Below are 11,974 nucleotides of genomic sequence, written 5' to 3'. Positions count from 1 at the left end.
TATCTACCCTATTTTATATATGGCTTCTTGAGATGTATATGAAGTCTATTGTCTGTCATGAGAGGCGTTGATGCTAGTATCATTAACTTTACATCAGTTTGCGTTGATCGCTCAGCATGAGCTGAGTGTGGCTGAAGGCTTCAATGTCATCACGGGTGAGACCGGTGCTGGCAAATCGCTATTACTCGATGCACTGTCTTTATGTGTTGGTGAGCGCGCAGACAGTGCAATGGTCAGACACGGGGCGGCGCAAGCCGATATTTATGCGCAGTTTGATGTGGAGCATAACAATGTCATCGCTGAGTGGTTCGCTAAAAATGATCGACCATTAGAAGAACCTGAAGTCCTAATTCGTCGTCAGCTCAGCAATACCGGACGCTCAAAAGCTTGGTTAAATGGCACGCCTGTCAGCTTGGCGGAGCTCAAAAGCTTAGGTGCATTGCTGGTCAATATCCATAGTCAGCACGCTCAGCAAGCGCTCCTCAAGCCGCAGTTTGTGGTGCAATGGCTCGACGAGATGGCACAAATCACGCCATTAGCTATACAAACTGCCAGTAGCTATCAAGCTTACCAGCAGCTCAAACGCCGTGCTGACGATATTGCGAGCCGTGAGGCTCAGCGCCAAGACCGTATTCAACTATTGCAAAGCCAACTTGCTGATATTGCGCCATTATTGGCGGTTGATTATGCAGAAGTTGAAGCAGAGCACGAAGAGCTGTCTAATATAGAAGCACTGATGCAAGAGGCCAGCCATGGCTTACATCTGCTCGACAATGACACGGATGAGCCAGATGTTATGACCTTGCTTGGACAAGCGATTAAGCTTTGTGATAACCAAATGAGTGTCAGTCAAACCTTTGAGCAAGCCTCCGAGCAACTACATTTAGCACAACAACAAATTACTGAGGTAACAGGCTTACTGTCAGATTATGCTGAGCAACAGTTGCCTGATCCTGAGCGTTTGCAGACATTAGACAGTCTTATCAGCTTAGGACATCGTTTATCACGAAAGCACAGCTTGCCAGCCAGTGATTTAATTGAGGAAGCAAAAGGCTGGGAGATACAATTAGAACAATTAGAGAACGAGCCCAGTAGCGATGCGATGGCTGCTCAAATTGAACAGGCTTGGCAAGAATATCTAACATTAGCCACTCAGTTAAACAAAGAACGCACTAAAGCTGCACCAATTGTCAGTAAACAACTGATTAAGCAATTACAACCGCTTGCGCTACCCAATGCCCGCTGCGAGTTTGTCTTTACCAAGAAGATCGAGCCGAGCCACTATAATGCACAAGGTTGCTATGATATTGATTTATTATTTAGCGCCAATGTCGGTATGCCGATGCAGCCGCTACATAAGATTGCCTCAGGCGGTGAGCTGTCACGAATGGCACTGGTGATGCAAGTACTGCAAGCGACCAATGCCGATAATAATGCCGCCAAGCCGATGCTAGTATTTGATGAAGTCGATGTCGGTATCAGTGGCGGCACGGCGCAAGTGGTCGGTGAGCTACTACGCGCGCTTGGGCAGACGCAGCAACTGCTTGCCATTACTCACCAAGCACAAGTCGCAGCGCAAGCGCATCAGCATATTTTGGTACAAAAGCATCATGACGAGCAGACCGAAAGCGCGCTATTAATACTGACTGATAGCGCGCAAGTCGACGAGCTGGCACGCATGTCTGGCGGTGTGATCATCACTGACGTCACTCGCGACCATGCGCGTAGTTTATTAACCGATGTGAAATAAAGGCTTGGTCATTCATCAACCAGTTGTGCAGCGCTGTGTCTCATCACTGCTAAATATTTGCTTTGGTTGATTTTTACCTCAGTATCGCCATATAGTGGTGTGTCATTTCTGTTATTTTACCTTCAATATTAGGGTGCGTTTGTCTCTATGTCTAAAGCCAATTTGACCCATCATTTCTTAATCGCGGCACCAGAACTGTCAGACCCACGGTTTGAGCAGGCGCTGATTTATATCTGTCGTCATGATAAACACGGCGCACTTGGTCTGATGGTCAATCGTCCATTAGAGCAGGCACGCGTGGGCAAACTGCTAGAAGATTTAGACATTGAAGTGACGGATGCGCAAGTGATGGAAGATGTAGCATTAGAGGGTGGCCCGATGTATCCAGAGGTTGGCTTTGTGCTGCATACGGGTCAACCAGAATGGGCATCGTCTTTTGCAATCTCAGAAAACGTCTGTATTACCACCAGTCAAGATATCCTTAAGCGTATCGCCGCAGGTCAAGGCGTTGGTCACTATCAGCTGTGCTTGGGTCATGCCAGCTGGGGTAAAAAACAGCTCGATCAAGAGCTAAATAATGGCGATTGGCTGGTCTGTCCTGCTGATCTAAATTTATTGTTTGATACACCATTCGAAGAACGCTGGCAAATTGCCGCGGATAAGATTGGGGTGAACTTTGATTACCTTAGTAGTGATATTGGTCATGCTTAATAATTGGTTATGATTGTTAAATTATCCATTTAAATTAAAGCCGTTAAGCTAAATGAATCACGCCCAATAGAAATAGGAAGTATGCATAATGATGGTAGAGTCTGATACGAGCATTAAAATCGAAACTGCTGACACTACTGTGGCGGAACCCGCTATTAAGCCTCATCTTATTTTGGCGCTCGATTACGGGGTAAAAAAGATGGGCATGGCGCTGGGTAATACCATTACCGAGACTGCGCGTGCCTTTGATATTTTAGCGATGAATAATGGTCAGCCTGATTGGGACAATCTGCTCGGTATTATCAAAGTCTGGGGCGTGGCAAAAGTGGTGGTTGGGTTGCCACTTAATATGGATGGCAGCAGCTCAATGCTGTCTAAGCGTGCGCATAAATTCGCTCGTCGTCTAGCGCATCGAGTCATGGAACAGCATCTACCAGTGGTTGTGAGCCTTTGTGATGAGCGTCTAACCTCAGTGGCAGCGCGTGAGATCGCGTGGGATAATGGTTGGATTAAGCATGAACGCGACCCAATTGACGACATCTCTGCCTGCATTCTGATGTCGACTTATTTCGCTGATCCCAGTAGCAGTATCGCCATCGACGCTATCAAAGCCGATTAAATCAGCGATAAACCTGCTGTTAAAGCACTCTTAATTAAAACACTGCCAATTCTGACATATCGTCACTCTACACGGATAAATACCTGATTATTATGACCACTGTCTCAGACCACTCCCTGCAAAACAAATCGCAACATGGTTTTGCGCCGCTTGCCATCGCCCGTATCAAAGGCGCACAGCGAGCGAATCAAATAGCGATTTATCTCATTTATGCCGCTATTCTCGCCTTTATGGTCTTTGGCACCATTGCCAGTATCAAAGCCTTTCATGACAATCAACTGCTTTATCAACTTTTCTATAACTTACCTTATGCCTTGGTTGCGCTTACGATTCCTATTACTATTTATGATGCGCTGGTGATTTATCGTTATCGATTAAACCAAGCGTCGATGATTGCCATGAGCATTGGCGTATCGACCATCATATTGATTGGTGGCTTATTATTCGCTGATACCGCCTGGTTAGGCTTATCTTGTTGGCTAGGTGTGGCGTTTTTATTTAAAGTGAGCTTTAAGCGCTTTTTTAATTTTCTAGAAGCAGAAAAAGACACTGAAACCGCTGAAGAAGCGTAAAGCATACTTATAAATGACGCAAAAAACTTTTACCTTATACTATCGATTTAAATGACTATTATGAGCACTTCTACCATACAAACGACGATCAATCATCATTTAGACACTCAAGGGCTGATTTGCCCTGAGCCAGTCATGATGCTGCATCGAACCATCCGTAACGCTGATGCTGGCGAGGTGATTGAAATACTCGCCACCGACCCAGCCACCACTCGTGACATTCCTAATTTTTGTCGTCATTTGGGACATGAGCTTGTGCAGCAAGAAACGCTTGCTGAAAATGTAAACCTAAACGTCGATCCCGATGAAATAATGGTCGCTGGCGATGAGGATGCACCAATCAGCGCCACTCTTTATCGTTATCTGGTTAAGAAAAAAAGCGCTTAAATGCACTCAAGTTACCGCAGCAAAGCATTGATCACAGCACAACATTGACAGCGCAATAAACAATATAAAGGTATCTTTGCATTTTAAGCGAAGTATCTTTCACAAAAGGTAGACTATTACGTGTTACAAACAGAAAAGCAGTATGTACAATGGCAAGAAAACGAAACGCTACATAATGCTCTTTGGTTGTCTGAAAGCAATCATATGCCACCTGCGCGCATTGTATTGGTCGATGATACAACGACCGCTGATGACGCTTATCGCTTGGCGTGCGAAGGCAGCTCACTATTGTGGCGCGGTGATTTTCATAATGCACGCCAGTTGCTACAAGCGCTTGGTCGTCGCATAGATCGTACCAATGAACGCTCCGAGCTGCGTAAAGCAAAAAAAGCGGCTAAATTTACAACAGAATCTGGTTCAAGCAACTCTAAAGAAATTCCCAACCTCTTTCATCAGCAGCGCCAACTACAAGCGCAGCGTTCGCGCATATTGAGCCGTTTGCTATTAGAGCTTGATGCCAGTTATGTCAGCCAACTACGCCGTGCGCCCGATGTCAGTGCAGCCTGCATAGCCGCTTTTGGCCCGTTAGATAAGGCGATGGATGAGTCTTGCGTGCTGTCGTTTCGTGACTTGCAAGGCGCACTTGGCGCAGCAGGATGGCGCGAAAAAGGCGTCCCAATAGACAGCTTAGGGCTATCCATTTTCCCGCATTATGGCGTCTTTGCACCAACCCGTCATGAGTATGTGCAGCTATTGCTCGATGCACCGCTACCAGCGACCTATGATGTCGCCTATGACATCGGTACCGGCACAGGATTGCTGGCTATTATCTTAGCGCAGCGCGGTGTTCCGCAAGTGATAGCAACGGATTTGAATCCACGTGCTTTGGCTTGTGCCAACGAGAACTTTACACGCTTAGAGTTACCTGCCGTACAACTGCAGCAAGCCGATTTGTATCCGACTGATGCACCACTCGCCAATCTGATTGTCTGTAATCCGCCTTGGTTACCTGCTAAGCCAAGCTCGTCTCTTGAGTACGCCGTCTATGATGCCAAAAGTGCGATGCTGCGTGGGGTTTTGCAAGGTGCCAAACAGCACTTAGCTGAGCAAGGAGAGCTTTGGTTAATAATGTCAGACTTAGCTGAGCACCTGCAACTGCGCACCCGTGATGAGTTATTAGGCTTGTTTGCTGATGCTGGATTGGCGGTAAAATATCGTCTGGATACCCAACCTAAACATGGTCGCAGCCAAGATGGTACAGACCCTCTACATGTCGCTCGCAGTGCTGAAGTCACTTCATTATGGTGTCTAACGCTTATCTAACATTCACCCATCGGGTACCAAGTTATGAGCCGTGATCGTGCCGTGCAACAGCGCCAACCTAAAGCGCTGGCAGTAGATGACGAACCCAGTTATATCACTGAGTTTCGTCAAGCCATGCTGGCACGTGGTCTAGCGACGCGTACTCGTAATGCTTATGTCCGCGACCTGCGCTCTTGCGAGCTGACTAATCCTATTGCCCTAACCAAATGGCTGCCTGATGACGTGCTGCACTGCTTATCAACGCTTACTCAAGAAGGCAAAACCCCACGTACCCAAGCACGCATGCTCTCAAGCTTGCGTCAGTTTTATCTGTGGATGATTGCCAGTAATCTGCGTGAAGACAATCCTTGCGAGCGTATCAAAAGCCCAAAGCTTGGTCGTCCATTGCCCAAAGACTTAGCAGAAGCAGATGTCGATAACCTCCTTGCCGCGCCTGATACCAGCACCGCGCTAGGACTGCGTGATAAAGCCATGTTAGAGGTGTTATATGCCTGCGGTCTGCGGGTGAGCGAGTTGATTAATCTGTCATTAGAGCAAGTGAATCTAAACGCTGGCTGGTTACAAATCACGGGCAAAGGGAATAAAACGCGACTGGTGCCATTGGGTGAATATGCAAGCGATGCACTAGAAGATTATCTAACGCATGCTCGTGGTGATTTAATTGCACATTTTAAATCAGGAAATTGCCAAGCGGTTTTTTTGACGGCGCAAGGTGGCTATATGACGCGTCAGAACTTTTGGTATTTGCTTAAGAAATATGCCAAAGTCGCTATTATCGATAAAGAGCTATCACCGCATACCCTGCGTCACGCTTTTGCCACGCATCTACTGAATCATGGCGCGGACTTGCGTAGCGTGCAGTTATTACTAGGGCACAGTGATTTATCAACGACGCAAATCTATACCCATGTGGCGACGGCGAGATTGCAGAAATTGCATGCGGAGCATCATCCGCGAGGTTAGAATTGAGACTAAGAGATAAAATTTATGACCAATAATAACAATCAAAGTTTTGTCAGAAAGATTACTGAACACTTTAAAAACTTGGATTTTGAAACTGCTTACAATATGTTGAAAAATTCAAATTTGCCAGCTATCGCTATTTTAGAATGCCAAGGAAATGCTGAGTTTTATAAGAAGAACTATCAAGACGCTTTTGCACTCTACGGTCAGGCGAATGCAATAGACAGTAGCTATCGCATAGCCAGAGATTGTTATCTGTAGGCTTCGAATTTCTTCGCTCAAGGTGATTTGGTTCAAGCTTTTGAATACTATCAAGAATCAATTGATATAGAGCCTGATTTTGTGGACGCCTATATCGATTTAGGGGCTTTAATGGCGGACATAGGAGAGTTTTCGTCTGCGAGAAAATGTTATGAAGATGCTCTGACTATAGATCCAAATGACACTAATATAAGAAAGAGCTTAGACTCCTTAAAAAACATGTGAAGCTAAAAGAGAGGTTGAGATTATAAAATGACTCACTATCGAGAAGTAATTATCGAGACTTACGAAAATATCAAAAGTGGTTCGTCTAAAAGAATTAGAGCTCGCCCAATCGAAGGACAGGGACTTGATACGAATATGAACGTCGAGTGTTCGTCAAAAATGAGAAAGTCTTACCCTGTAGGTACTAAGTTCTTATTACAGGCAAAAGTAACAGAAAAAGAAGGCGGTAAACCTTTTCTATACGCTCACTATGATGCCGAATACAAAGTAATTAAAGGTGATTAATTACTCCATAGTAGTAAGAATATAAGCATCAGTAGCAAAATCCACGCTCATAAACCAAAACTACTATATGGCTTATTACACACACTAATTTTTTTTCGATTAAAGTATAACTAGCACTATTAATAGTCATCTTGCTAGCATCAAGGTAGATACAAGTAAGAAACGTGATTAGCGTTATAAAACGTCAGTAATCCCTAGCTGCAATCTCTTTTAATTCTCGTTACAATACCCATCATAATGTGTACGCTGTTTTATTCCATCGCGTACCACCTTTTACTTATCTATTATCCGAGAATCTCATGAGCCATAGACCACCTGCTGACCTATTAAAAAACGCCCAACATTGGCGCGAAGACATTAATTTTCGCCAAGACGTACTGGGTAAGCCATTTGATTTTTCGACCACGTGGGGCATTTTTTCACCGCAAAAGCTCGATGACGGTAGCTTGATGCTGCTTGATTACATTGATTTTGAAGCGGACGATGACTCGATCGATTTGGGCTGTGGTTACGGCGTACTCGGTATGACGGCAGCGCGTGAGTGTCCAAACGGTCTGCATACGTTGATTGATAAAGATTTTATGGCGGTAGAATATGCACGCCTAAATTGTGAGAAAAACGGTCTAAAAAACGTTGATGTGCATTTATCAAATGGCTTCAATCACGTGGCAAAAGACAAAGACTTTAGCCTTGTGATGTCAAACTTACCAGCCAAAGTAGGTAAAGAGCAGCACTATTTATATTTCCTCGATGCCTATGCGCGCATGCGTAAAGGTGGACGTTTTTATGTCGTCACCATCAACGGTCTGCGCCAATTTGTGAAACGCTCGTTTACCGAAGTGTTTGGCAACAGCGAAAAGATCAAACAAGGCAAAACCTATACGATTACCATGGCGACCAAAGACTAAGCTTTAAAAGCTTATGTATTAAAAGCTGCGTAAACAAAAAGCCCGCTAAATCGTCATGATCTAGCGGGCTTTTTTTATGGCTAAATTTCTAAAATTACATCTGCCGTTTGAGCAAATAGCCACCCAAAATTGCACTGGCGATAATTGGTAATATCACCATTAATAACGGCGAAAATCCAGTCGCCAATGAGACAAAGCCAACTAAGTCTTGCACGTAACTAAATAGCAAGCCAAACAATAATGCCACGACGATACGCAAGCCTAAGCTATGCGTCCGCAGTGAGCCAAAGACGAATGAGCAGGCAACAATCACCAGCGATAAAATCGATAATGGTGACAGTAGCTTTTGCCAAAAAGCCAGCTCATGACTTAACGAGCGCGTGCCTTGTTGGCGCATAAATTGACGATGCTCATACAGCTGAGTCAATGACAAATCCTCTGCCTTACGGGTAAGCAGATATACCGATTCTGGGGCAAAGGGCAGGCTTAAAGTATCTGACGGTGAGATGGCTTGGCTACTCTCAAAGCCCTGATTAATCATCAGCTTGGTCATGTTGTTCAGCTGCCACTCATAGCGATATTGCTCGCTCGGTTTGCTGCTGGCAGGATTAACAGGTTCACGACCAATATATTTACCACCCTCAGCGTGAATGGCCGTTTGCAGATTGCCATTATTGTCTAAATGCCAGCGTTTAACTTCACCGATATTGCCTTGCACATCAGCATAATCGATATACAAAATATCGCTACCATCTGGCTTGGCACTGCCGTCTTTTGTACTCTCAAAGCGTGGCTGCAACGTCCAATAACCGCGTACCGAGGTGACCAATGAACTGCTGTCTTCATCGTTGATTTCTTTTGCCAATTGATTAGAGTGCGGCAGCACAAACTGATTGATAATCAATGCGAGCAACACAAAAATCAAAGCAGGCTGCAATACCCAACCGACGATACGATAAACGCTGACGCCAGCGGCACGCATCACGACCAGCTCGCTTTTATTGGCAAGCAAGCCCAAGCCGACCACTGCACCTAGCAATGCGCCAGTGGGAATAAATTGCTCTAAAAAATAAGGCGAGCGATAAAAAATATACTTAATCGCCTCGCCCATCGTATAGCTATCATCTAACGAATCCAGCTCAGACAAATAAGAGAATACCAGCTGTAATGCCCACAAGCCTATGACAGCTCCGACGATTGCGAGCAAAGCGTTCAGCTTGACGTAACGGCTCAGCACTTTTAGTTTGGCAGGTTTGCGAGCGTACTTATCATGAGCGTTTTGCGAGTCAGGATTGGATGGTTTAGAAGATAAGACACTCATTAGGACTGCCCTCCTTGTGAGCCACTGCTCTGATGATCGGCAACCGTTAAAGGCGTGTTCTTCGGTTTGCGAAAACGTAATCGATGCTGCACACGGCTACCCCAATTCATATAAAGCGCCAATGCCATAAATCCCAAAATGAGCCACGCATATGCCCAAACGCTCACGCTGCCTTTGCTAACAGCGTTTTTGAGTGAAATAATACCCAGCGCACAGCTGACAAACAATAAAATAGAAGGGAATAGGCGTAACCAGCGACCTTGACGCGGACGTACTTGCGCCAGTGGTACAGCGAGCATTGGTGCAATGATCATCAACCACGGCAATGCCAAACGATAGCCAAGCTCACTTTGTGCCACACGCAGCGAGTTGCCACTACTTGCCGTACCACCCGTCGCGGCTTGCCATAACGGTCCGATCGCTTGCGTTTCGATATTATCTTCGGTGATGACTTCTTTTGAGGATTCTGTCAAAGTAATGCGGTAACGATCAAAGCCCACTTGATTATATTTCAGACTGCCAGCACCGACTTCATAACGACGCCCTTGGAACAAGTCCAATTGGGTCACACCGCTATTACCCGTGTCTACTTGCTCGGCACGCTTAGCCAACGTGATAGTATCTTTGCTGATGTTGGTATTATTAGTAATCGCAGTTGGCATATTTGGCATGTCTGAAATATTTAATTGCTCAGCTGTTTCGGGATCGATGGTATTTTTAACATCGACAGCAGCCTCTTTAGCAGTGTTATTTTTAGCGGCACTGCCCTTTTTGTCAGGCTCAGATTGAATTAATATCACATCTTGCAATTGCTTTTTATCATCACTCAAGCTGCCCACATACAAATGATAATTGCCACTACTAATAAATTCATTGGGACGAATTAAATCAAAAGCACTGGTCAATGCCTGCTGTTGCCAAACACTTTCCGATGAGCGTACGCCCCACGGTTTACCAACGATAGATAAAGCCGCTTCCCCAACGAACAATGCCAATATTAAAGGCGTCATCAAACGGGCAAGTTTACCACGCGACACCCCACTGGCATTAATCACTGCCATTTCTTGATCGACATACAGCCGCCCGAATACCAGCATTAGAGCGATAAAAAATGCTAATGGCAGGATAAGCTCTAAGAAGTAGGGCAAATTATAACCAATGATGGTAAATAACAAGCTGATGTCCAAGTTGCCTTCTGCGGCAATCCCAAAGTAACGGATCAAACGACCGCCCAGCATCATCACCACTAAAAACCCCAAAACCAATGCGGTCGTTGAGGCAACTTGTTGAGTCATATAGCGGCGTAATATCACAATGGGCACTCTTTTAAAAAGGTTGATAGTCGCACGATTTATCGCAGCTTTATTGGCAAACACTGACAATTATGGACCGCTCTAAATACAATAGCGGATACCGATAACTGAACAATAGAAATATAAGACCGTGCTGCTCAATCAGATACTTAAACAGCCCTAAAAGCAACGGCAAAAGATATGAAAATATCTGCGAGACGGGTTAGCGACATGCTGTAAAAATTAGCGATAAAGATAACCGCTAATCCTAGCATATTTTGCTCAAAAATGGCTGTGAAATGTGTTTGCAAACATTGCGTCCATCTTGCTATAACGCTGTATGGCTCACTAATAATAGATAAGATATGAAAAGAATAACGAGCATTTAACTCATTAGTTTGTCTTATCTGAGAAGCCTTTTCATTAAGTCTTTGCATAACACTTTTACTTGATGTCATTTGGAAACCTTTGTGTGTCATTCGTATCACTGCCCTCGCACCATTAGGATTACTTGTTAAACTGAGAAAACTAAAAATTCCGAATTATCTCGCCCAATGGAGAATATTAATGACAAATAAACTCGATTCTACCCCTTCTACTTTACTTGAAATCGCTGGTGGTCAATTTGATACGCTCGATTGGTCAAATTGCGCCGTGGTTTTTATTGACTATCAAAACGAATATGTCGATGGTGCGATGCCATTGGGGCAAGCTGGTACGAACGCCATTGCAAATGCGCGACTATTGCTAGATAAAGCTCGTAAACAGAACGTCCCTATCTTTCATATCGCCCATCACGGTGCAGATAATGGCAACGTTTTTGACCCTTTATCATCTAACGTCGAGATTATCGCTGAATTACAACCAAAGGATAGCGAAACCGTCATCGTCAAAAAAAATCCCAATGCGTTCCATGATACCCAACTTCGAGCGCTTATTTCAGCTGCACAAAAACAGCAAATTATTTTTGCAGGCTTTATGAGTCATATGTGTGTTAGCTCAAGCGTGAGAGCAGCTTTTGATTTAGGCTTTGATAGTTTTGTTTGCCATGATGCTTGTGCCACTCGTGACCTGCCTGACTATAAAAAAGAGAAAATCAGCGCTGATACCATACATGCTACCGCCATGGCAGCACTGCAAGATAGATTTGCCGCTTTAGTAGCAACCGATGAGTTAGTTAATAGCTAATAAGCAGTTCGAACCCATGACCTAAACCTTGCTCACTGCGCACTCACCTCGCAATATGCTACACTATTGCGATTGCTTGACTGGCCAAACAATCTGATAATTTAACAGGTATCAGCAATTAAAAAAATCTGCCATTTTCATAGCTTTAACGTCATAACTATAATGTCAT

14 protein-coding genes and 1 pseudogene are annotated in these 11,974 nt (G+C 44.7%); 12 read left to right on the top strand and 3 right to left on the bottom strand.

What is annotated here, in order from left to right; genetic code table 11:
- The first annotated feature begins 70 nt into the window (after positions 1-70).
- From recN to JMX95_RS07030, 11 genes and pseudogenes are all read left to right on the top strand, one after another.
- The gene (gene recN, locus JMX95_RS07080; protein ID WP_109590562.1) at positions 71-1,750 is read left to right on the top strand and encodes a DNA repair protein RecN; all 1,680 of its coding nucleotides are present in this window, start codon (positions 71-73) and stop codon (positions 1,748-1,750) included.
- 147 nt (positions 1,751-1,897) lie between these two features.
- Positions 1,898-2,461 carry a YqgE/AlgH family protein gene (locus JMX95_RS07075; protein WP_045443003.1) on the top strand — a complete coding sequence of 188 codons (564 nt, stop codon included), beginning with the start codon at positions 1,898-1,900 and terminating at the stop codon, positions 2,459-2,461.
- Positions 2,462-2,552: 91 nt separating this feature from the next.
- The gene (ruvX, locus tag JMX95_RS07070; RefSeq protein WP_055123746.1) at positions 2,553-3,080 is read left to right on the top strand and encodes a Holliday junction resolvase RuvX; all 528 of its coding nucleotides are present in this window, start codon (positions 2,553-2,555) and stop codon (positions 3,078-3,080) included.
- Positions 3,081-3,172: 92 nt separating this feature from the next.
- Positions 3,173-3,652 (top strand): hypothetical protein, encoded by a 480-nt coding sequence (locus tag JMX95_RS07065; RefSeq protein WP_060490167.1) that lies wholly within the window; start codon positions 3,173-3,175, stop codon positions 3,650-3,652.
- A 60-nt stretch (positions 3,653-3,712) separates the two neighbouring features.
- Positions 3,713-4,039, top strand: a complete 327-nt coding sequence (tusA, locus tag JMX95_RS07060) for a sulfurtransferase TusA (RefSeq protein WP_045454911.1) — start codon at positions 3,713-3,715, stop codon at positions 4,037-4,039.
- Between the two features lie 120 nt (positions 4,040-4,159).
- A complete protein-coding gene (locus tag JMX95_RS07055; protein WP_201560412.1) occupies positions 4,160-5,362 on the top strand; it encodes a methyltransferase in 1,203 nt (400 codons plus the stop codon).
- Between the two features lie 24 nt (positions 5,363-5,386).
- A complete protein-coding gene (gene xerD / locus JMX95_RS07050; protein WP_109590558.1) occupies positions 5,387-6,325 on the top strand; it encodes a site-specific tyrosine recombinase XerD in 939 nt (312 codons plus the stop codon).
- A gap of 24 nt (positions 6,326-6,349) precedes the next feature.
- Positions 6,350-6,586, top strand: a complete 237-nt coding sequence (locus tag JMX95_RS07045) for a hypothetical protein (protein WP_109590556.1) — start codon at positions 6,350-6,352, stop codon at positions 6,584-6,586.
- A gap of 21 nt (positions 6,587-6,607) precedes the next feature.
- A pseudogene (locus JMX95_RS13840) lies at positions 6,608-6,811 on the top strand (tetratricopeptide repeat protein); the annotation flags it as partial.
- Positions 6,812-6,838: 27 nt separating this feature from the next.
- Positions 6,839-7,096, top strand: coding sequence for a hypothetical protein (locus JMX95_RS07035; RefSeq protein ID WP_109590551.1), 258 nt, complete (start codon positions 6,839-6,841; stop codon positions 7,094-7,096).
- Between the two features lie 299 nt (positions 7,097-7,395).
- Positions 7,396-8,004 carry a class I SAM-dependent methyltransferase gene (locus tag JMX95_RS07030; RefSeq protein WP_201560411.1) on the top strand — a complete coding sequence of 203 codons (609 nt, stop codon included), beginning with the start codon at positions 7,396-7,398 and terminating at the stop codon, positions 8,002-8,004.
- A gap of 94 nt (positions 8,005-8,098) precedes the next feature.
- Here JMX95_RS07030 and lptG read toward each other — a convergent pair whose 3' ends face one another.
- The 3 genes from lptG to JMX95_RS07015 form a co-directional block, all read right to left on the bottom strand.
- Positions 8,099-9,325 carry an LPS export ABC transporter permease LptG gene (gene lptG, locus JMX95_RS07025; RefSeq protein WP_201560410.1) on the bottom strand — a complete coding sequence of 409 codons (1,227 nt, stop codon included), beginning with the start codon at positions 9,323-9,325 and terminating at the stop codon, positions 8,099-8,101.
- Complete coding sequence (locus tag JMX95_RS07020) at positions 9,325-10,620, bottom strand: LPS export ABC transporter permease LptF (RefSeq protein WP_201560409.1); 1,296 nt, start codon at positions 10,618-10,620, stop codon at positions 9,325-9,327. The genes lptG and JMX95_RS07020 overlap by 1 nt, the downstream gene beginning before the upstream one ends.
- Before the next feature lie 167 nt (positions 10,621-10,787).
- The gene (locus JMX95_RS07015; protein ID WP_201560408.1) at positions 10,788-11,075 is read right to left on the bottom strand and encodes a hypothetical protein; all 288 of its coding nucleotides are present in this window, start codon (positions 11,073-11,075) and stop codon (positions 10,788-10,790) included.
- Positions 11,076-11,184: 109 nt separating this feature from the next.
- On the opposite strand from JMX95_RS07015, the gene JMX95_RS07010 reads away from it, so the two are divergent.
- Positions 11,185-11,805 carry a cysteine hydrolase family protein gene (locus tag JMX95_RS07010; protein ID WP_201560407.1) on the top strand — a complete coding sequence of 207 codons (621 nt, stop codon included), beginning with the start codon at positions 11,185-11,187 and terminating at the stop codon, positions 11,803-11,805.
- Positions 11,806-11,974: the final 169 nt, after the last annotated feature.

This window comes from Psychrobacter sp. NC44 (genome assembly GCF_904846655.1).
GTDB lineage: Bacteria > Pseudomonadota > Gammaproteobacteria > Pseudomonadales > Moraxellaceae > Psychrobacter.
This window is presented reverse-complemented; position numbering and strand designations above follow the sequence as displayed.